This window comes from Salinisphaera orenii subsp. halophila YIM 95161, from assembly GCF_003732545.1.
GTDB lineage: Bacteria > Pseudomonadota > Gammaproteobacteria > Nevskiales > Salinisphaeraceae > Salinisphaera > Salinisphaera orenii_A.
In genome coordinates, this window is the sequence record NZ_AYKF01000121.1 from 1 (window position 1) to 19,619 (window position 19,619).

Annotated in this window: 20 protein-coding genes; 10 read left to right on the forward strand and 10 right to left on the reverse strand. The window is 66.0% G+C overall.

Annotated elements, in window-relative coordinates; all coding sequences use genetic code 11:
• The first annotated feature begins 250 nt into the window (after nucleotides 1-250).
• Nucleotides 251-1,288 (forward strand): IS110 family RNA-guided transposase, encoded by a 1,038-nt coding sequence (locus SAHL_RS14820; RefSeq protein ID WP_416235855.1) that lies wholly within the window; start codon nucleotides 251-253, stop codon nucleotides 1,286-1,288.
• 263 nt (nucleotides 1,289-1,551) lie between these two features.
• On the opposite strand, the gene SAHL_RS14825 is transcribed toward SAHL_RS14820, so the two are convergent.
• The 8 genes from SAHL_RS14825 to SAHL_RS14865 form a co-directional block, all read right to left on the reverse strand.
• Complete coding sequence (locus SAHL_RS14825; RefSeq protein ID WP_221177982.1) at nucleotides 1,552-2,022, reverse strand: hypothetical protein; 471 nt, start codon at nucleotides 2,020-2,022, stop codon at nucleotides 1,552-1,554.
• A gap of 98 nt (nucleotides 2,023-2,120) precedes the next feature.
• On the reverse strand, nucleotides 2,121-2,936 hold the full coding sequence (locus SAHL_RS14830; protein WP_123592197.1) for an alpha/beta fold hydrolase: 816 nt from the start codon (nucleotides 2,934-2,936) through the stop codon (nucleotides 2,121-2,123).
• A gap of 156 nt (nucleotides 2,937-3,092) precedes the next feature.
• Nucleotides 3,093-3,497: a zinc-ribbon domain-containing protein gene (locus SAHL_RS18445; protein ID WP_123592198.1), complete on the reverse strand. Its 405-nt coding sequence runs from the start codon at nucleotides 3,495-3,497 to the stop codon at nucleotides 3,093-3,095.
• Nucleotides 3,498-3,733: 236 nt separating this feature from the next.
• Nucleotides 3,734-4,219 (reverse strand): cupin domain-containing protein, encoded by a 486-nt coding sequence (locus SAHL_RS14840; RefSeq protein ID WP_416235856.1) that lies wholly within the window; start codon nucleotides 4,217-4,219, stop codon nucleotides 3,734-3,736.
• A 96-nt stretch (nucleotides 4,220-4,315) separates the two neighbouring features.
• Nucleotides 4,316-4,894, reverse strand: coding sequence for an OsmC family protein (locus tag SAHL_RS14845; protein ID WP_221177984.1), 579 nt, complete (start codon nucleotides 4,892-4,894; stop codon nucleotides 4,316-4,318).
• 117 nt (nucleotides 4,895-5,011) lie between these two features.
• Nucleotides 5,012-6,082 carry an alpha/beta fold hydrolase gene (locus SAHL_RS14850; RefSeq protein WP_221177985.1) on the reverse strand — a complete coding sequence of 357 codons (1,071 nt, stop codon included), beginning with the start codon at nucleotides 6,080-6,082 and terminating at the stop codon, nucleotides 5,012-5,014.
• Between the two features lie 314 nt (nucleotides 6,083-6,396).
• Nucleotides 6,397-8,100, reverse strand: a complete 1,704-nt coding sequence (ilvD, locus tag SAHL_RS14855) for a dihydroxy-acid dehydratase (RefSeq protein WP_123592201.1) — start codon at nucleotides 8,098-8,100, stop codon at nucleotides 6,397-6,399.
• Nucleotides 8,101-8,845: 745 nt separating this feature from the next.
• On the reverse strand, nucleotides 8,846-9,481 hold the full coding sequence (locus SAHL_RS14865; RefSeq protein WP_123592202.1) for a peroxiredoxin: 636 nt from the start codon (nucleotides 9,479-9,481) through the stop codon (nucleotides 8,846-8,848).
• A 170-nt stretch (nucleotides 9,482-9,651) separates the two neighbouring features.
• Here SAHL_RS14865 and cutA point away from each other — a divergent pair, with 170 nt between their 5' ends.
• From cutA to purH, 9 genes are all read left to right on the forward strand, one after another.
• A complete protein-coding gene (gene cutA, locus SAHL_RS14870) occupies nucleotides 9,652-9,987 on the forward strand; it encodes a divalent-cation tolerance protein CutA (protein WP_123592203.1) in 336 nt (111 codons plus the stop codon).
• Complete coding sequence (gene dsbD, locus SAHL_RS14875) at nucleotides 9,984-11,855, forward strand: protein-disulfide reductase DsbD (RefSeq protein ID WP_123592204.1); 1,872 nt, start codon at nucleotides 9,984-9,986, stop codon at nucleotides 11,853-11,855. Before cutA ends, dsbD begins: the two co-directional genes overlap by 4 nt.
• On the forward strand, nucleotides 11,852-12,397 hold the full coding sequence (locus tag SAHL_RS14880; protein ID WP_123592205.1) for a TlpA family protein disulfide reductase: 546 nt from the start codon (nucleotides 11,852-11,854) through the stop codon (nucleotides 12,395-12,397). Before dsbD ends, SAHL_RS14880 begins: the two co-directional genes overlap by 4 nt.
• Nucleotides 12,398-12,545: 148 nt before the next feature.
• Entirely contained in the window at nucleotides 12,546-13,001 is a 456-nt protein-coding gene (aroQ, locus tag SAHL_RS14885) for a type II 3-dehydroquinate dehydratase (RefSeq protein ID WP_123592206.1), read from the forward strand.
• A 5-nt stretch (nucleotides 13,002-13,006) separates the two neighbouring features.
• The gene (accB, locus tag SAHL_RS14890; RefSeq protein WP_123592207.1) at nucleotides 13,007-13,474 is read left to right on the forward strand and encodes an acetyl-CoA carboxylase biotin carboxyl carrier protein; all 468 of its coding nucleotides are present in this window, start codon (nucleotides 13,007-13,009) and stop codon (nucleotides 13,472-13,474) included.
• Nucleotides 13,475-13,485: 11 nt separating this feature from the next.
• Nucleotides 13,486-14,841, forward strand: a complete 1,356-nt coding sequence (gene accC, locus SAHL_RS14895; RefSeq protein ID WP_123592208.1) for an acetyl-CoA carboxylase biotin carboxylase subunit — start codon at nucleotides 13,486-13,488, stop codon at nucleotides 14,839-14,841.
• A complete protein-coding gene (gene prmA / locus SAHL_RS14900; RefSeq protein ID WP_221177987.1) occupies nucleotides 14,828-15,724 on the forward strand; it encodes a 50S ribosomal protein L11 methyltransferase in 897 nt (298 codons plus the stop codon). Before accC ends, prmA begins: the two co-directional genes overlap by 14 nt.
• A gap of 315 nt (nucleotides 15,725-16,039) precedes the next feature.
• The gene (gene fis, locus SAHL_RS14905; protein ID WP_123592209.1) at nucleotides 16,040-16,300 is read left to right on the forward strand and encodes a DNA-binding transcriptional regulator Fis; all 261 of its coding nucleotides are present in this window, start codon (nucleotides 16,040-16,042) and stop codon (nucleotides 16,298-16,300) included.
• Nucleotides 16,301-16,366: 66 nt separating this feature from the next.
• Nucleotides 16,367-17,947, forward strand: coding sequence for a bifunctional phosphoribosylaminoimidazolecarboxamide formyltransferase/IMP cyclohydrolase (gene purH, locus SAHL_RS14910; protein WP_123592210.1), 1,581 nt, complete (start codon nucleotides 16,367-16,369; stop codon nucleotides 17,945-17,947).
• Between the two features lie 380 nt (nucleotides 17,948-18,327).
• Here the strand turns inward: purH and SAHL_RS14915 are convergent, their stop codons facing one another.
• A complete protein-coding gene (locus SAHL_RS14915; RefSeq protein WP_123592211.1) occupies nucleotides 18,328-18,867 on the reverse strand; it encodes a superoxide dismutase family protein in 540 nt (179 codons plus the stop codon).
• Nucleotides 18,868-18,997: 130 nt separating this feature from the next.
• Nucleotides 18,998-19,414, reverse strand: coding sequence for a secondary thiamine-phosphate synthase enzyme YjbQ (locus tag SAHL_RS14920; RefSeq protein ID WP_123592212.1), 417 nt, complete (start codon nucleotides 19,412-19,414; stop codon nucleotides 18,998-19,000).
• Between the last annotated feature and the right edge of the window lie 205 nt (nucleotides 19,415-19,619).

The following is a 19,619-nucleotide window of genomic DNA, read 5'->3' on the forward strand; positions in this document are numbered from 1 at the left end:
TGGCCGCAAAAGCGGCAATCTAAACCCAAGGGCTCTGGATCAAAACGCTACTAAAACCGGGGCATGGTCGTAAGCTCAGTTGCCGCCGGAGCAGGCGAAGCCTGCGGAGGGAACCCGAAGCGCGGCAGCGCTTCGGGTGGTCAACTGCAGTGATGGAATGGACGCCTCCCGCCCTTTTGATCGGCATCTGCATGCCATGCTGAGGGTGTGGATCACAGCAGAAGAACCGGAGACGTCCATGACTTCGAGTATGACCATTGCCGTCGATCTGGCCAAGACCGTGTTTGAGATCGCCATCGCCGATGCAGAGTGGCGGATTGTCGAACGGCATCGGCTGAGCCGTGCGCAGTTCCAGACGTTCTTCTTCAATCGCGAATCGGCCACGATCGTGATGGAGGCCTGCGGCACGGCACACTTCTGGGGCCGTTGGCTGACTGATCTTGGGTTTTCCGTGCGGCTGATTCCAGCGCACTACGCGCGCCCCTATCGACGACGCAATAAGAACGACGCGGCCGATGCCGCCGCCCTGGTCGAAGCCGCACGCAATGCCGAGATCATCGATGTGCCGGTGAAGTCGGCCGACCAGCAGGCGATTCAAGGGCTGCATCGCATCCGGTCGCAGTGGATGGCGACACGCACGGCGCGGATCAATAACCTGCGTGGGTTGTTGCGAGAACAGGGCATCAATATACCGGTGGGTGCCGCCACTGCGGTCTCGGCAGCGCCCGCGCTGATCGACAGCGATGCCGTGCCGGCGGCCTTGCGTGCCGCTTTACAGGACATCATCTCGGAGATTCACGAGCTGGAAGCACGGATGAAAACCGTCGAACGTCAGCTCAAGCAGTACGCCGCCACGTCGCGTGATGTGCAAAGCATCCAGCAAGTACCCGGCGTCGGCCTGCTCACAGCGACAGCGTTGGTCGCCGCTGTGGGCTCGCCGGACAACTTCCGAGATGGGCGCCACTTGGCGGCCTGGATGGGGCTGACGCCTCGGCATGTCGGCAGTGGCCACCGCATGCATCGGGGCGGCATCTCCAAACGCGGCGATCGGTATCTGCGGATGTTGTTGATCCACGGGGCACGATCGGTCTTGATTCGCGCACAGCTCAATGCGAAGTCCGGTCAGCCACTCAACCGATTACAGCAATGGGCACTGGATCTGAGACAGCGATCCAACCACAACAAGACGACGTGCGCCTTGGCTAACAAGCTGGCACGGATCGCTTGGGCCGTCTGGGCACATGACCGAAATTTCGACGGCAACCATAGCCTGGTCCAAGCGGCATGAGCTTGACGATTAGATTCCCAACCCCGGTTGCGTAGAGACGACAGCAGTTATGGCAGACGAGGTCGGACCCGCGTCGAGCCAGGCCGATAACGAGTTCGGCTAGCAAAGCCGTTGCAGCGATAGGCCCTCGGCGTGCGGATTCCATAAAGGCTCGGGCTCCAATGTCCAATCAGAAGCCGGATATACGACCGCAACCGTTCTTCGGACTGCCGAACATCAAATGTCGGATCTACTACTTGCGGGAGGCGTCCATATACGCCTCGTTAGGTTCCGAATGCATCGACAATAGTCTGCCAGCAGCTTCGAAATGGTTGTGCCTGCTTATATAACAACCTCGCAACACTCGGTCTGTCTCCGTACTCGTAGCCGTGCTTTATCCTGTAGCGTTCGCGATATGCGGTTTCCTCAGCAGCCAGCGTTTTATGGAGTTGCGACTGCGTAAGGACGAAGAACTCAGCATGAGTATCGATATCTTCGCCTAAGCTTACGAACACCCAGATTTTTTTGCTCGGCGCTGGCACGCGGCTACCTATCGGCCATCTACCCTTCGAGCTGGTCTTTACCTCAATAACAAGCGCTTTTTCCGATTCCGGGTCGAGCGCGATTATATCGGCGCTTTTCGCGTTGCCATAAGTAACCGACGAAGATAGACAAAGACGCTGTAACTGAGCAGCAACCAAGTACTCCCCAGCCATAGCGAGATGATATTTACGCTGCTGTTTCGAAATTGCCAATTTTTATACCTAACGCCGACCATCAGGGGCCGTCGCAAGCAAGCGCAGCGCCGCTTTCGACGGTCCCCTGCATGGCCTTGTTGGGCGTCTAATCTGGATCACGCAGAACCGGCGTCAAGGAACTCACGAATGATCGGATTGACCAGATCTGAATGAGTGAGTGGCGCCATATGTCCGCCCTCGGCAACGGAACGGAAAGACCAGTGAGGACAGGCCTTGACAAAGATATCGACGATCTCCCGGATGGGAAGTCGGGTCGCCTGATCGCTGACCACTAACGTTCTCGCAGTTAGGCCTTTACATTCCTCAACGGTGGTCTCCTCGTCCATCACGGCATCCCATTCGTAGAAATTAGGCGGCAAGGCTTCGGAGAATGCGACTCGCCGCTTGTCGGGCATTGCACTCCACGAACCGTCACCTAACCAGTAGTCGGCAAAGCGTTCCGCCACTCTTGACCAATCTCCCAATGAGCCAAAGCATTTCACATGATCGCGCAGATCACGTGATTCCGCGAATGCTCGCGTTCGACCGTCCTGTTTGAGCAAGTAAAACGGATTCGGTTCGAGAAGAACAAGGCGCCCAGCTCGTGGCCCAAGCAGCATCGCGGCCTTCAACGCCACCGAGCCGCCGAAGGAGTGCCCGACCAAGTGGATGGGACTCGCTACTTTCTCGCTCAAGGCCATAACTAGTTGGGCCTGTGCATACAGGGATTGCGGAGAGGTTCCCGGCCAGGGGGTCGTATCTCCGTAACCGAATAGATTGATCGCCAGGACCCGGTAGCGATCCTTCAGCAACTCAGTGAGCGCACGCCATTGCCGATTGGCGCTGACGGAGCTATGCACCAAGACGATGGTCGGACCCTGTCCATCGTCCGTGTAATCGATCTTGAGGCTCCCTTTTGAGAGGATTGGCATATCTTACCTCCTATCAGCGCGCCTTCACGCCCAAGGGTTTAGGATGCCCAACGCCGAAGCTCAGTTGCCGCCGGAGCGCGAAGCGCGGAGGGAACCCAAAGCGCGCCAGCGCTTTGGGCGGTCAACTGCAGCTTTTCGTTAGAGAATCTTACTTAATCATTGATTGAAGATATTTGAAGAACGAAACCAAATTTTCCCTCTATTTAGTGCTCTAATTGAGAACAAAACCGGAATAAGCATCACTATTAAAATGAAAAGGCCAAAATATGGGTGAATTAGGGACCCAAACAACGAGAGGACTACCCCTAGAATGATTGGAACCGCGATCCCCCACCAAATAGTCCGCTTCTTTCCATAGACGTTGCCTGATGCTTGTACATAACCTTTTTGTGCACCACACTCCTTACATACTTCGGCACCTTCAGAAATTGACGTCTTGCAAAACGGGCAGCTCGGGCCAGTTTGCGTTGGTATGCTTTTGACTGGCGCTCCACACTTCGGACACGAGACGGCCGAGTCAGATACTTCATTAGTGCATTCCGCACATTTTATGAGAGCCATTTTTGCCTCCTTCACTCGCAGTTTATCTGTATATCTCTAACGCATAGCTAACCGGCGCCAGAGCGAAGCGGTGGGGACCAAAAGCGCAGCGCTTTTGGCGTCCGGTTGAGCGGCATGTTAGAAGTCGGCTCACCCGATGGTTTCCAGCCCCCACCACAACTCGCATGCGAACTCCAAAGAAGCTTCACCACGACCTTAATGAAACATGAAAGACCTGACCCGATTTCAGGCCCGGCTCAGTTGCGTTTGATGCCGCACTCCGCGTCCAGGGCTGCGTTTCTTTCCTCATCAACCGGAATGGTCAGCGCACCCTCAGCGGGCGCACCGAGTAGTAAGGCAACTACCACGGTTTCCTCGGTGCGACTCGGGTTGAGTGCCGTGTGGACGGTGTTGCCCGGATCGACCAGGGCGTCCCCGGGGCCGTATTCGCGGTTCACGCAGTCTTCCGCGAAGATGAACTCGAACTCTCCCTCCGTGACGGTGATCAGAACCGTGCCCGGGTGGGTGTGCCAGGGAAAAACAGCGCCCGGCTGAATGGTAAACCGCACCACCGTGATATGCGATGCATCGTCAAACGAGATTGCCTGTTCCGGCAACCCCTCCAGTTTCTGAGTTATTCTGACCGAGACCTCACCGTCAAAGGCGTGCCTCTGGGTTAGTGGCTCCGCCGCGATGGGCTTTGGTTCATCTGCCTCGGCGGCGGTACTCATAATCAATGCCATGAAAATGCTGGCGATTCCGGCTAATTTGCGACTATGGATCATAATAATCTCTCCCATTCGCTCTTGTTGAAACGCTGTCACGCGCCGTTGCTGGCTTCAGGACACCTGATCAACGCGCCAGTCTGTGGTTACTTTGGTGCCACCTTGCAGCGTCTGGAATACAACGCAGCAGTGCTCGGCACCGGCCATCAGGGTTTTGAGAGTTCGCTCGCCGGTATCGGCGGGCACCTCCAGGTTTACATCGCAATGCAGGCGCTGGAATCCCACCGGCACACTTGAATCCACCATCAGGGCACCGCGCACATCCACCTGCGCCGTGGCGGTGACGTCGCTGTTCAGGATGGTCACGCCCAGGCGCTCGGCTACCATGCGCAGCGTTGAGTGCAGGCAGGTCGACAGCGCGGCGCAAAGGTAGTCTCCGGGGTTCGGAGCGTCGTGGTCGCCACCGACAGCTCTGTGAATGCCATGCTGATGGCGAACGCCTCCGCTGTTGGCCAGCTCGACGGCACCGTGGACCGGGTCTTTCTTTTCGCCTGGCATTGCCCTCGCATGATCCGTGATCCAGGCGTCCTCAGGCACCTCCAGATAGTGCCGGCTCAAGCTGTCCTGGCGTTCTATGAACGATGATATTTTCTCTGCTACCGACATGATTTCGCCTCCTGTGATGAGTGGCATGTCGTAGCTTTAGCCTAAACAGCAGAACCACACGGCACATGAGGCAGATGTCCCGGGGTAAAATACGAATGTCAGGAAAACCGGGACGAATGTCCCGGGAATGGAGCGGTCAGCTACTCAGTTGTCGCCAAAACCTGCATTGAGGGCTTCGACCACCAATTCGGAGCGGGTTGAGATCGCCAGCTTGCCGCAAATATTGCTTACATGATTGCGCACGGTCTTCGGTGCCAGTGACAGGGTGCCGGCGATGTGGGTGTTCGAGCGCCCGCGGGCAATCTGCTCCAGCACTTCACATTCTCGGCGAGTGAGCTCATGGAATAGGGAAGGTTGGCTCACGTCGCGTTGTGGGTTGTCATCGAGAAAATGTCGGATTTCCTTGATGAACGGTCGCCAGCCCGGATCGTTTGGTTGCAGGATGTGATTGCGACCCTCGAGCGGCAAGAATCGACAGTCCGGGATCCGGCTGGCCAGATCCCGCCCGGCTTCGAACGGCACCATGTTGTCAGCTTTGACATGTGCCGCCAGGGTGGGTGCCTTCAAGTTGGACAACTGGCTGCGAATATCAATTTCATGGAAGCCGCGCCAAAGCCCGGCGGCGGTGGGCCGGTCCGCCGTCAGCCGCTGAAGATCGTCCCACCAGGTGATCTGATCGGGGGCATCGGAGGGTGACAGCAGGCGCGCAAACACTTCCCGGAAGGCGCCGGTCTTTCGGCCCCAGCCGATCTCAATCATGCGGGCCAGGGTTTCGGCTTCCTCGACGCGGTATTTTGACATGCCTTCGGAAAAGGCGCCGCAGGCGTAAGCATTGTACAGAATTAGGTGACTGACCCGCTCCGGGTGACGCAGTGCATAGGTCACGGCAATCGCCGCTCCCTGGCAGACCCCCAGAATCGGGAAGCGTCGCCAGCCAAGGCTATCCGCCACCGCTTCCACATCTCGCACCCAAGCTTCGAGCGAGTGGCCGCTCACGTCCCGATCCGACAGGCCCGATCCGCGAATGTCAAAGCGCGCCAGTGTATGATCCCGGGTTAATTCCCGCAACCAATGGCGCCAGACCGGGCTGTCCCAATCGTGCTCGATGTGCGTCATCCAGCCGCCGATACGCAAAAGCGGCTTGCCTTGCCCAGCCGTGGCGTAGGCAATGCGCACATCGTCACTTGTGGTGCAGAACCCTATTCGCTGTCTCATACCATTCTGCTATCGAAGCTTGTTGATGTGTGGACACCCACCATAACCGCTTCTGATTTTTGAATCTAACGCCAAGTATACGGACGAAGCTAGGTATAGCGATTACACCTGTTTTCGTATAGCAATACTTGGCTATCTATTATTCAAGTACTTACAGCCTGTAGTTATCGGAACGCGGAATACCGATTTTTTGATTAGGTTTTAATGCGTACGATCCGGTTCCCCCGCTGTCCCTTAAAGCATCTCAGAATCTATGAACATAAAAAAGCCCGCACGACGCGGGCTTTCAATAGACGGCTAATCAACGACCTCGATCAATCGCTGCCCTGATCCGTAACCGCCCCCTTGGACGCCGTGCCCACCAAGCGCGCGTACTTGGCCAGCACGCCGCGCGTGGCGTTCGGCGGCTTGGGCTGCCAGGCCTTGCGGCGCTCGGCGAGCTCTTGGTCGCTGATCTCCAGATGCAGCTTCCGCTCGCGGGCGTCGATGGTGATGCTGTCGCCTTCCTGCACCAGGGCGATGTTGCCGCCCACGGCCGCTTCCGGCGCGACGTGGCCGACGACCATGCCGTAGGTGCCGCCGGAGAAGCGCCCGTCGGTGATCAGGCCGACCTTCTCGCCCAGGCCACGGCCGACAATCGCCGAGGTGGGCGAGAGCATTTCGCGCATGCCAGGGCCGCCCTTCGGGCCTTCGTAGCGGATGACCACGACGTCGCCGGCGACGACCTTTTCGTCGACGATCGCCTGCATGGCCTCCTCTTCGGAGTCGAACACGCGGGCGGGGCCGGTGATGGCCGGGTTCTTGAGGCCGGTGATCTTGGCGACACCGCCCTCCTCGGCCAGATTGCCCTTGAGGATGGCCAGATGGCCGGTCTCGTAGAGCGGCTGGTCGATCGGGTAGATGACGGTCTGCCCGGCCGGCGGCGCGTCGGGCACGTCCGCCAGCACTTCGGCCAGCGTCTGGCCGGTGATGGTGCCGCAGTCGCCGTGCAGCAGGCCGGCGTTGAGCAGCATCTTGAGCACCTGCGGGATGCCGCCGGCGGCGTGCAGTTCGGTGACGACGTGGCGCCCGGAGGGCTTGAGGTCGCAGAACACGGGCACCTTGCCGCGGATGCGCTCGAAGTCGTCGATGGTGAGGTTCACGTCCGCGGCCTGGGCGATCGCCAGCAGGTGCAGCACGGCGTTGGTGGAACCGCCCACGGCCATGATGAGCGCGATGGCGTTCTCGAAGGCCTCGAAGGTGAGCAGGTCGCGCGGCTTGATGTCCTGCGCGATGGCGTTGATGAGCGCCTCGGCGGAGGCGGCGGTGTTCTCGGCCTTTTCCGCGTCCTCGGCGGCCATGGTCGAGGAATACGGCAGGCTCATGCCCATGGCCTCGAAGGCGGAGGACATGGTGTTGGCGGTGAACATGCCACCGCAGGAGCCCGCGCCCGGGCAGGCGTTGCACTCGACGCGGCGGACCTGTTCGTCGTCGATGGTGCCGGCCACGCGCTGGCCCACCGCCTCGAACACCGAGACGACGGTGAGATCCTCGTCGCTGCCCGGCACGCGGCCCGGCTTGATGGTGCCGCCGTAGACGAAGATCGCCGGGACGTTCATGCGGGCGATGCCGATCATCGCGCCCGGCATGTTCTTGTCGCAGCCGCCGATGGCGATGACGCCGTCCATGGACTCGCCCTGCACCGCGGTCTCGATGGCGTCGGCGATGACCTCGCGCGAGACCAGCGAGTACTTCATGCCCGGCGTGCCCATGGAGATGCCGTCGGACACGGTCACGGTGCCGAACATCTGAGACTTGGCGCCGCCGGCTTCCAGCGCGCCCTCCGCGCGTACGGCCAGCTTGTTCAGGCCCATGTTGCAGGGCGTGATGGTCGAGTAGCCGTTGGCGATACCGACGATCGGCTTGTCGAAGTCCGCATCGACATAGCCCATGGCGCGCAGCATGGCGCGGTTGGGCGCACGCGCGGTGCCCTGGGTGGCGACGCGACTGCGACGGTTGAGCGGCTTGTCCTCGGCCATGGCACGACCCCTGCGGTTTGGAAGGCCGGCTATTATGCCGATTCGCGTGCATGACGCACAAAAACCGTTGCGCGCGGTTCGATATACGGCCAACGCGCGCCGCCGGACGGTTGCAGCAGACGTTTTTGATGCGGATGGCGGCCGGGTTCGATGCCCGGCGCGTGTCCCGAGCGCTCGGCCCGTGCCGGCGGACCGCGACCGCCAGAGTCGACACGCTACGCTCGGGCCGCGCTTCGGCGTGCCGTCAGCAAATTACACCGGGCAAGCGGCGGCCGGTTGGACACGCCCGCAGGCCCACGTCTTCGGCCGGCGATACGCCACGCTCCCGTCGCCGTTTCGGCCCGGCCGCGACGGCGAGCCCGGCGACCCGCACCGCGCCGATGCGACCTGCGACCTGCGACCTGCGACCTGCGACCGGCGACCGGCGACCGGCGACCGGCGACCGGCGACCGGCATCCGGCATCCGGCATCCGGCATCCGGCATCCGGCATCCGGCATCCGGCATCCGATGATCGGCTAGGCCGAACGTCGTATGACAAGCGGCCTCGGGTGTTTCCGGCACGTCGGGCACCGCGTGGCGGTTCCTTCCACGCGCGCGGCCGGAGCCGGCCAAGATCCGCCCGGGCTACGCCAGCCGCGATCGGGACCAGCGCCGTGCGACGGGCCCGCCGAATCCGTTTCGCCCGGGCACAAAAAAGGCGCGACCCGAGCGGGCCGCGCCTCATGCGCCGATTGCAGCGGCCGACTATTTGTTCGGCTGCTTGGTCATGCGCAGGTAGGGCTTGAGCTCGTTCCAACCGGCCGGGAAGAGTTTCTCGGCTTCCTCGTTGGACAGTGCCGGCGAAACGATGACGTCGTCGCCGTCCTCCCAGTTCGCCGGCGTGGTTACCTTGTAGTTGTCGGTGAGCTGCAGCGAATCGATCACGCGCAGGATCTCGTTGAAGTTGCGCCCGGCGCTCTTCGGGTAGGTGAGCGTCATGCGGATCTTCTTGTTCGGGTCGATCACGAAGACGCTGCGCACCGTGGAGGTGTCGCCGGCGTTCGGGTGGATCATGTCGTAGAGCTCGGAGACCTTGCGATCGGTGTCGCCGATCAGCGGCAGGTTCAGGCCGCAGCCCTGTGTTTCCTCGATGTCCCTGGCCCAGGCCTTGTGGTCCTCGACCGAGTCCACCGAGACGACGATCGCCTTGGCGTTGCGCTTGTCGAACTCGTCCTTGAGCTTGGAGGTCGCGCCGATCTCGGTGGTGCACACCGGCGTGAAGTCCGCCGGGTGGGACATCAGCACGCCCCACTGGTCGCCCAGCCAGTCGTGAAAGTTGATCGTGCCTTCGGTTGTCTCGGCCGTGAAATCCGGCGCGGTATCGCCCAGTCGCAGACTCATGTTCGTTTCTCCATCCGTGGTTTCGCGCGACTATAGCAGCCGCGCTTTGCGGTACTAAATAATCATCCGTTCGATGCTTAGATGTGGGGCGTGCCGCGGCGTGAGACAAGCCCCGGGGCCGGCCTTGTTAAGCTGTGGCGCCACTCGAGCCCAAGCCATCGACGATGCCCATGACCGCGGATTACGACGACGCCCGCATGGTCTACGTGACCTGCCCCGACCAGGCCACCGCCCGCACGATCGCGCAGGCGCTGGTCGCCCATCGCGAGGCGGCCTGCGTGAACATCGTGCCGGGGCTGGAATCGGTCTATCGCTGGCAGGGCTCGGTGGAAACCGATCCGGAAGTGCTGCTGCTGATCAAGACGCGCGCCGCGCGCCTGGCCGAGGTCGAAGCGCGAGTGGGCGCCCTGCATCCGGATGAACTTCCGGAGGTCGTGGCAGTCCATCTGAGCGACGGTTCGCAGGGCTATCTGGATTGGCTGACGCAGGAAACGACGCCCAAATGAGCGCCGCCCGCCGGCCGCTGCGCCGCTGTGCCTGGCTGCTGGTCGGCCTGTGGCTGGCCGTGGCCGCCTGCGCGGCGTCGGCGGCCGACGATTTCCTGCCCGTGGACGAGGCCTTCGCGCCGACGGCCAGCCGCGCGGACGACGGCGCCGTGGCGGTGACCTGGGCCATCGCCGACACCTATTATCTGTACCGCCACGCCTTCGAGTTCACCTTCGTCGACGCGGAGGGCGCCCGCGCGGGCGAGCCGCGCATTCCCGACGGCGAAACCGAAAGCGACGACTTCTTCGGCGAGGTCGAGACCTATCGCGACCGCATGCGCATCGAAGTGCCCACGGCCGACGACGAACCGCTGCCGGAGGACGCCCGCATCGAGGTCAGCTATCAGGGCTGCGCCGACGCCGGCCTGTGCTATCCGCCGCAGACGCGCACGCTGGCGATTGCCGACGCGCCGGCCGAGCCGCCGACCAACGCATCGGCGGAAGCCTCTCGCGCCGACGCGACCGGCGGAGCGGCAGCGGACGAATCGAGCGGGGCCGCGGCCCGCGGTGCCGACGACGGCTTCGTCGCGCAGCAGGACGCGCTCGCGCGCCGGCTGGCCGGCCCGGCCGAGGCCTCGACCCTGGCGCTGTTCCTCGGGCTCGGGCTGTTGCTGGCGTTCACCCCCTGCATCCTGCCGATGATTCCGATCCTGTCCGGCATCGTCGTCGGCAGCGGCGCCGGGCCGGCGCGGGCCTTCGCCCTGTCGCTGGCCTATGTGCTGGCCATGGCCGCGGCCTACACCGTCTTCGGCGTGGTGGCCGGCTATTTCGGCGCCAATCTGCAGGCCGCGCTGCAGATGCCGGCGGTGCTGCTGCCGTTCGCGGCGGTGTTCGTGCTGCTGGCCGCGGCCAGCTTCGGCGCCTTCGACCTGCAGATGCCGGGCGCCTGGCGCCAGCGGCTGGGCGCGATCGGCAGCCGCCGCGGCGGGCTCGTCGGCGCGGCGGGCATGGGGTTCTTCTCCGCTTTGATCGCCGGGCCCTGCCTGGCGCCGCCGCTGGCCGGCGCCCTGCTCTACATCTCCAGCAGCGGCGACATGTGGCTGGGCGGCGCGGCGCTGTTCATGCTGGGCCTGGGCATGGGCCTGCCGCTGATCGTGATCGGCACCTTCGGCGCCCGCTTCGTGCCCCGCGCCGGCCCGTGGATGACCCAGGTGCGGGTGTTCTTCGGCGTGCTGCTGCTGGGCGTGGCGCTGTGGCTGGCCTCGCGCCTGGTCGAGCCGGTCACTGCGCTGGCCGGCTGGGGGCTGCTCGCACTCGGCTACGGCGCCTGGCTGTCGACGGCGGCCGCGGATTCGCGGGCCGGGCTCGCGCTCAGGCGCGCGGTGGTCTTCCTGCTGTTCGTCTATGCCGGCGCGGCCGCCGTGGGCGTGCTCGCCGGCCAGGGCCGCGTCGACCGGCCGCTGGCGGGCCTGACGCTGGCTGCGGACGGAACAGCGGACCGGCAGCAGGCGCACGAATCGCCGTTCACCCGCGTGGATGATCTGGCCGCCCTGCGGGCCGCGCTGGATCGGGCCGCGGAGGCCGGCCGCCCCGCGGTGGTGGACTTCTACGCCGACTGGTGCGTGGAATGCGTGCGCATGGAGCGCACCACCTTCGCCGATGCGCGCGTGCACGAAGCACTTGCGGACGTTGCCGCCCTGCAGGTCGACGTCACCGACTACGACGCCGGCGACCGTCGCCTGCTGCGGGCGATGGACGTGTTCGGCCCGCCCACGCTGCTGTTCTTCCGTGCCGACGGCCGCGAGGCCGCCGAGCGGCGCGTGATCGGCGAGATCGACGCCGCAGAGTTCGTACGCCATCTGCAGCGCGCCACCGGGAGCGCGCCATGAGCCGGGGCGCGCGCATCGTCGCGGGGCTGCTCGTGCTCGCCGCGGTGCTCGGCGGCGGCGTGCTCGCCTATCGCTGGGCGGCCCCGGCGCAGCCGCCGCGCCCCGACTTCACGCTGCCCGGTCTCGACGGCGAACCGCGGTCGGTCTCGGAATTCGACGGCGACGTGCTGGTGCTCAATTTCTGGGCGACCTGGTGTGCACCATGCCGGCGCGAGATCCCCATGCTGGTCGAGGCCCAGGACGACTACGGCGACGACGGGCTGACCATCGTCGGCATCGCCGTGGACACCCGCGGCGCGGTCGCCGACTTCGCCCGCGAGTACGAAATCGACTATCCCGTGCTGGTCGACCCGACCGAGGCCGCCCGCGTGCAGGACCGCTACACCGGCGCCGACACGCCCGCCGGGGTGCTGCCCTACACGGTCGTCGTGAACCGTTCGGGCCGGATCGTCGCCCGGGTCGCCGGCGAGCTGACGCGGGCGCATCTGGACCGGCTGGTGCAGGGCCCGCTCAAAGCGACGCCGCCGGCCGAGACGCGGTAACGGCGCGTATCGCGGCGCCTGCGGTGATCTGATCGTCGGCGATTCCTCCACAATACGGCAGCGAACGGCACCGAAGTGCTGCAGTGCACGGTTGTATCGCGCGCAACGCTGGTGCAGACTTCGCCGAACGACACTCAAGGACGGCGGCGTGGCGCATTTTCTGCTGCTCAACGGACCCAACCTGAACCTGCTCGGCACGCGCGAGCCCGGGGTCTACGGGCAGGACAGCCTCGCCGTCATCGAATCGCGCCTGGCCGACACGGCCTGCGCCGCCGGCCACACGCTGGCCTGCTTCCAGTCCAACAGCGAAGCCGAACTCATCGAGCGCATCCACGCCGCGCGCGATGAGAACGTCGCCTGTGCGCTGTTCAATCCGGCGGCGTTCACGCATACGAGCGTGGCGCTGCGCGACGCCCTGCTGGCCGCGGAGCTGGCCTTCATCGAGGTTCATCTGTCGAACACCGCGAAGCGCGAGCCGTTTCGCCATCATTCGTACTTCGCCGACATCGCCGTCGGCACCATCACCGGTTTCGGCGCACGGGGGTACGCCATGGCGCTGGACGCCGCCATGGCGGGCTTTGCGGAAACCGCGCGGGAGCACTGATCATCATGGACATTCGCAAGCTCAAGAAACTCATCGAACTGGTCGAGGACTCGGGCATCGCCGAGCTCGAGATCACCGAAGGCGAGGAGTCGGTGCGCATCGGCCGCTATCCGGCGCCGGGCAGCGTGCCGGCGGCCCCGCAGCAGGCGTATGCGGCCGCGCCGCCGCCGGCCGAGGCACCGGCCCAGAACGCCGGCGGCAGCGCCCCGGCCGCCGAGCCGGCCGACAACACCCCCGAGGGGCATGTGGTGCGCTCGCCCATGGTGGGCACCTTCTATCGCGCGCCGGCGCCGGACGCCAAGGCGTTCGTCGACATCGGCGACACCGTCGGCCCCAACGACACGCTGTGCATCATCGAGGCCATGAAGATGCTCAACCAGATCGAGGCCGAGGTCTCCGGCGAGATCGCCGACATCCTGGTCGAGGACGGGCAGCCGGTCGAATTCGACCAGCCCCTGTTCGTGGTCAAGTAGAGGCCACTCCTATGCTGGGCAAAGTTCTAATCGCCAATCGCGGCGAAATCGCGCTGCGCATCCTGCGCGCCTGCCGCGAACTCGACGTCCCGGTGATCGCGGCCTATTCCACCGCCGACCGCGATCAGAAACACGTGCTGCTGGCCGAAGAGGCGGTCTGCATCGGGCCGCCGTCGGCCACGCAAAGCTATCTCAACATGGCCACGCTCATGAGCACGGCCGAGGTGGCCGGCGCGACGGCCGTCCACCCGGGCTACGGCTTCCTCTCCGAGAACGCCGACTTCGCGGAGAGCGTCGAGCAGTCCGGCTTCACGTTCATCGGCCCGCGGGCGGAAACGATCCGCCTGATGGGCGACAAGACCTCGGCCATCCAGGAGATGCAGGCCGCGGGCGTGCCCTGCGTGCCGGGTTCCGGCGGTCCGCTGGCCGCCGACGACGCCGCCAACCGCAAGCTCGCGCAGAAGATCGGCTTCCCGGTCATCATCAAGGCCGCGGGCGGCGGCGGCGGCCGCGGCATGCACGTGGTCTACGAGGCCAGCGCGCTGTCCGGCGCGATCGACATGGCGCGCCGCGAGGCCGCGAGCTTCTTCGGCAACCCGTCGGTCTACATGGAGAAGTATCTCGAGCTGCCGCGCCACATCGAGGTGCAGGTGCTCGCCGACAACCACGGCAACGCGATCCATCTGGGCGAGCGCGACTGCTCGCCGCAGCGCCGCCACCAGAAGGTGGTCGAGGAGGCACCGGCGCCCGGCATCACCGAGGAACAGCGCAACCAGATCGGCCAGCTCTGCGTGGACGCCTGCAAGCGCATCGGCTATCGCGGCGCGGGCACGTTCGAGTTCCTGTACGAGAACGGCGAGTTCCACTTCATCGAGATGAACACGCGCATCCAGGTGGAGCACCCGGTCACCGAGATGGTCACCGGCGTGGACCTCGTCGGCGAGCAGCTGCGCATCGCCGACGGGCAGGAGCTGCGCTACACCCAGGACGACATCCACATTCGCGGGCATGCCATCGAGTGCCGGATCAACGCCGAGCATCCGCAGACGTTCGTGCCCTCTCCGGGCAAGATCGAGGCCTATCACGCGCCCGGCGGCCCCGGCATCCGCATGGATTCGCACATCTATGCCGGCTACAGCGTGCCGCCGCATTACGACTCGCTCATCGGCAAGCTTATCGCCTACGGCGACACCCGCGAATCCGCGCGCAAGCGGCTCGACATGGCACTGTCGGAGATGGTGGTCGAGGGCATCCACACCAACATCGCCCTGCACAAGCGCATCATCCACGACCCCGCGCATATCGAGGGCGGCGTGTCCATCCACTTCCTGGAGAAGAAGCTGCGGGACGAAAGTGACGACGGCTGAGGCGCCAGCCTGGCTGCAGATCACCGTCACCACACCGCGGGCCGCACTGGCCGAGGCCGTGTTCGAGGAACACGGCGCCGATGCGGTGACCGTGCTCGACGCCGGCGACGATCTGGTGGCCGAGGAGGCCCCGCACGCGCAGCCGGACTTCGACGCCGCGCGCGTGGTCGGCCTGTTCACCCACGGCACGCCGGCCGAGCCGATCCTGGCGGTGCTACGCGACGTCCTCGGCGACGACGTCTCGGCGGCCACCGAGACGCTGGCGAACCAGGACTGGGCCGGCGCCTGGCTGTCGCAGCATCCGCCGCTGCGCTTCGGCGAACGGCTCTGGATCGCCCCGCACAGCGCGCCGGTGGACGCCGACGAGGACGCCGTGGTGGTCCGCCTGGATCCGGGCCTGGCCTTCGGCACCGGCACCCATGCCACCACCGCCCTGTGTCTGGAGTGGCTGGCCCGGACCGATCTGGCCGGCCGGCGGGTGCTGGACTACGGCTGCGGTTCGGGCATTCTCGCCATCGCCGCGGCGCGCCTGGGCGCGGCCTCGGTGACCGCGGTCGACATCGACGACCAGGCGGTGCGCGCCACCCGCGACAACGCCGCGCGCAACGGTGTGGCCGACGCCGTCGCCACGCCGCCGATGGACGCCATCGAGCACGGCCCCTTCGACATCGTGCTGGCCAATATCCTGGCCCAGCCGCTGATCGATCTCGCGCCCACGCTGCACGCCCTCACCGCGCCCGGCGGCGATCTGCTGCTCTCGGGCCTGCTGACCCGCCAGCGCGAGGCCGTGTCCGCCGCCTACATCGCCACCGGCTTCACGCTGGCCGGCGACGCGCACCGCGACGACTGGGTCCGCCTCGACGCCCGCCGCCCGGCGGGCTGACCCCGGCGAGCGCGCTCGGGCGCGGCCGGCGCTCGATCCCGCTCGATGTCCCGGACTCGGTGCCGGCAGGGGCGCCGACCATCGCCGGCCACGTCGTTCCGGGACGGCGCCGCTTGGCCGTGTCCGAGCCGGCTGTCGCGGCGCTCCGACGCGCGTCGGCACCGCGCCCGTCCGAGTATCGCCGGCAGCCCGCTTCGCGGCCTGTCGCGCGGCGAGGGACGGCGCGGGGCGGCATCGCCGAAAGTCGCCTTTCTATCGCCCGGCTTTGCCGTTATAGTTTCGAGTCCTTAACCCGCCCGCGCGCCTCGAGAACGGATGACGCAGACCGACCCGGACGCCGATGCCCTGCCGCTCAGCCACTACGTGAGCACGAGCATCGATCGCTATTTCGAGTCGCTGAACGGCTCCGCGCCGCCCTGCGATCTCTATCACATGGTGCTCGAGCAGGTGGAGAAGCCGCTGCTCGAGCGCGTGCTCGAGTACAGCCGCGGCAATCAGTCGCGCGCCGCCGAGATGCTCGGCATCAACCGCGGCACGCTGCGCAAGAAACTGCGCGCCTACGACATCGCCCAGTAGCCGGGCGCCCCGAAGCCATCCGCCCGCCTCGCGGGCTTTTTCTTTTTCGAGAGGACTTCCACCGACGTGAGCGAGCCGACCCCGATCCGCCGTGCCCTGATCAGCGTCTCCGACAAGACCGGCGTGGCCGATTTCGCCCGCCGCCTGGCCGAGGACCACGGCGTCGAGATCCTGTCCACCGGGGGCACGGCGCGCACCCTGCGTGAGGCCGGCGTCTCCGTGACCGACGTGGCCGAGCACACCGGCGCGCCCGAGATCATGGACGGCCGCGTGAAGACGCTGCACCCCAAGATCCACGGCGGCATTCTCGGCCGGCGCGGGACCGACGACGCGGTGATGGCCGAACACGCGATCGCGCCCATCGACCTGGTGGTGGTCAACCTCTATCCGTTCGAGCAGACCGTCGCCCGGCCGGACTGCAGCCGCGACGAGGCCATCGAGACGATCGACATCGGCGGCCCGGCCATGCTGCGGGCCGCGGCCAAGAACCACGCCCACGTCACGCTGGTGGTCGACGCCGCGGACTATGACGCCGTCCTGACCGACCTGGCCGCCAGCGGCGGCACCACCGACGCCACCCGCGCCCGGCTGGCGGCCAAGGGCTTCAACCACACCGCCGCCTACGACCACGCGATCGCCAGCTACCTGAACGGCAGCGACGCCCCGGCCGCGACCGACGACGCGCTGCCGGATCGCTTCGCACCGGCCTGGCACAAGCGGCAGTCGCTGCGCTACGGCGAGAACCCGCACCAGCGGGCCGCGCTCTACGCCGGCGACACGCCGGTCGCCGGCAGCCTCGTCGACGCCCGCGTCTGCCAGGGCAAGGCGCTGTCCTACAATAACCTCGCCGACGCCGACGCCGCGCTGGCGGCCGTGCGTGCCTTCGACCAGGCCCCGGCCTGCGTGATCGTCAAGCACGCCAACCCCTGCGGCGTCGCCGTGGCTCCGGATCTGACCACCGCCTACGAGCGCGCCTTCGCCACCGACCCGGTCTCGGCCTTCGGCGGCATCCTCGCCTTCAACGAGACGCTGGACGCAGCCACCGCGGAGCGCATCGTCGCCAACCAGTTCGCGGAGGTCATCCTCGCCCCGCACATCGCCGACGCGGCCCTGGCGGTGTTCGCGAAGAAGAAGAACCTGCGCGTGCTCGCCACCGGCGACTTCAAGCCCGCGGCCACGCCCGGCTATGCGCTCAAGCCGATCGCGGGCGGGCTGCTGGTCCAGGACGCCGACAGCCTGCTGTTCGAGCGCGACAAGCTGCAGGTCGTCACCGAGACCCAGCCCGACGGCACCCAGCTGCAGGATCTGCTGTTCGCCTGGCGGGTGGCCAAGTACGTCAAGTCCAACGCCATCGTCTACGCCCGCGACGGCCGCACCATCGGCGTCGGCGCAGGCCAGATGAGCCGCGTGGATTCGGCCCGGCTGGCCGGCCAGAAGGCCGCCGACGCCGGCCTAGAAGTCGCAGGCTCGGTGATGGCCTCGGACGCGTTCTTCCCCTTCCGCGACGGGCTCGACTCCGCCGCGAAGGTGGGCATCCGGGCGGTGATCCAGCCCGGCGGTTCCATCCGCGACGACGAGGTCATCGCCGCCGCCGACGAGGCCGGCATCGCCATGGTCTTCACGGGTATCCGCCACTTCCTGCACTAGGGCCACGCCGAAACGCCCGCCACGGGGGCGCCGGCCGACGGCGCCCCTTCGGCGATGCACGGGCCACGGCCCGGCTGGGTCGCGGCCGACCGCACGCGCGGTGCGCCGCCGCGGCTCGATCTCGCGCCCGGTCGCCGCGAGCGGGCCGATCTTCGGACAGGCGCCCGCCGGCCGACGACATGCGGCGCAGCTTCCAACTCTCACATCGCTTTCATGGGGTTGAACCACTCGCTGTGGCGAGCCGAGGGCCGGGGTTTACCGCGGCAGCACACCGACCGCCTGAAGTCTCGGATCTGCTACCCCGCGATCCCGGGCGACACGGGCCTGGACGACGCCGCGGTGGCGACCCTGCGCGCGGATCGCGCTTCTGCCGGGCGCGCCTACTCGATCACCCCGCAGTACATGCGCACGCCGCCCTTGCCGTGCTCGTGATCGCCGTGGCCGTCATAGTGATCGGCCGCGCCGTGGACCATGACGGCACGCCCGTCCAGGTCGGCGACCGTCGGCCGCGGTGCCAGCACCGAAATCGTGGCAGCGCCGTCGGCGGCCACGATCAGATTGGGCAGATCGCCGAGATGGCCTTCCCCGTAGGGGCCTTCGTGGCGCTGCGTATCGTCCGGGTCGTAGTGGCCGCCCGCGGCCCCGCCGGCCATCGCATGGCCGTGCGAGCCCTCCCGCGGGCCGCAATCGCCCCTGGCATGAATATGCATGCCATGCGCGCCCCCGCTTGCCAGGCCCTGCATATCCGGGGTGACGAGCAGGCCATGCGCCGTGTCGGTGAACGTGATCGTGCCGACCGCGCCCGCTTCGCCCTGGGCGGTGATCTCGTGCAGCGTCGCCGTACGTTCGGCCGCGGGCGCGCCGCACGAGACCAGCAGGGCGAGCGCGATCGCGGCCACCCGGCGTCGGGGAATTCGCATGAGGCTACTCCTTGTCTATCTTATTATTTATTTTCGGATAATACGCAGCACACGACCGAACGGCGGCGCGCCTCGCTTCCCTTGGTGGCGTCGGGGAGTCGACGAATGCCCGCCGCGCCGCGAGAGGCCGCTACCCCGCGGCGGGCATAAGCGTGACCACCACGTCGCGGCGATGCGGCGCGCTTCGGTGTTCGTAAAGATAGATCCCCTGCCAGGTGCCCAGATTGAGCGCGCCGTCCGTGATCGGCACCGTGAGATCCATGCCAGTGAGGATGCTGCGGATATGACCGGGCATATCGTCGGGGCCTTCCATGTCGTGCTCGAACATGGGGTCGCCGTCGACCACGGCCTTCGCCATCCAGCGCTCGACGTCCTCGCGCACGCTCGGGTCGGCGTTCTCGCAGATCATCAGCGAGGCCGAGGTGTGGCGGATGAAGACGTGGCACACGCCGACGGCCACGCCGGCCGCACGCACCACCGCGTTCACGTCGGCGGTGATGTCCCGGGTGGAGCGCCCCGGGGTCTCGAACGACAGTGTCTGCTGCATGCCCTGCTACCGAGTCGAAAAACCTCTGCGCGACAGGCTAACGCGTCGAACCCGCGGCGTCTGCGGCCAGGGCCGTGCGACCGAAGGGGCCAGCTCGGCGCTGCCGGCCACGCCCACCGTCGCGGATCGGCCGGCAAGCCCGCACGGCGGCCAAGCCCGGACCGGTGGAACCCGGCGTCCACCGAGCCCTGTCGGCAATCCGTGT

Bases quoted from the DNA above. Each gene is read 5' to 3' on its own strand.
- accC (WP_123592208.1), top strand. From the start codon at position 13,486: ATGCTGGGCAAAGTTCTAATCGCCAATCGCGGCGAAATCGCGCTGCGC.
- cutA (WP_123592203.1), top strand. From the start codon at position 9,652: ATGACCGCGGATTACGACGACGCCCGCATGGTCTACGTGACCTGCCCC.
- SAHL_RS14880 (WP_123592205.1), top strand. From the start codon at position 11,852: ATGAGCCGGGGCGCGCGCATCGTCGCGGGGCTGCTCGTGCTCGCCGCG.
- accB (WP_123592207.1), top strand. From the start codon at position 13,007: ATGGACATTCGCAAGCTCAAGAAACTCATCGAACTGGTCGAGGACTCG.
- dsbD (WP_123592204.1), top strand. From the start codon at position 9,984: ATGAGCGCCGCCCGCCGGCCGCTGCGCCGCTGTGCCTGGCTGCTGGTC.
- SAHL_RS14850 (WP_221177985.1), bottom strand. From the start codon at position 6,082: ATGAGACAGCGAATAGGGTTCTGCACCACAAGTGACGATGTGCGCATT.
- SAHL_RS18445 (WP_123592198.1), bottom strand. From the start codon at position 3,497: ATGGCTCTCATAAAATGTGCGGAATGCACTAATGAAGTATCTGACTCG.
- SAHL_RS14865 (WP_123592202.1), bottom strand. From the start codon at position 9,481: ATGAGTCTGCGACTGGGCGATACCGCGCCGGATTTCACGGCCGAGACA.
- SAHL_RS14820 (WP_416235855.1), top strand. From the start codon at position 251: ATGACCATTGCCGTCGATCTGGCCAAGACCGTGTTTGAGATCGCCATC.
- SAHL_RS14920 (WP_123592212.1), bottom strand. From the start codon at position 19,414: ATGCAGCAGACACTGTCGTTCGAGACCCCGGGGCGCTCCACCCGGGAC.
- SAHL_RS14840 (WP_416235856.1), bottom strand. From the start codon at position 4,219: ATGGCATTGATTATGAGTACCGCCGCCGAGGCAGATGAACCAAAGCCC.
- fis (WP_123592209.1), top strand. From the start codon at position 16,040: ATGACGCAGACCGACCCGGACGCCGATGCCCTGCCGCTCAGCCACTAC.
- SAHL_RS14845 (WP_221177984.1), bottom strand. From the start codon at position 4,894: ATGCCACTCATCACAGGAGGCGAAATCATGTCGGTAGCAGAGAAAATA.
- ilvD (WP_123592201.1), bottom strand. From the start codon at position 8,100: ATGGCCGAGGACAAGCCGCTCAACCGTCGCAGTCGCGTCGCCACCCAG.
- SAHL_RS14915 (WP_123592211.1), bottom strand. From the start codon at position 18,867: ATGCGAATTCCCCGACGCCGGGTGGCCGCGATCGCGCTCGCCCTGCTG.
- SAHL_RS14830 (WP_123592197.1), bottom strand. From the start codon at position 2,936: ATGCCAATCCTCTCAAAAGGGAGCCTCAAGATCGATTACACGGACGAT.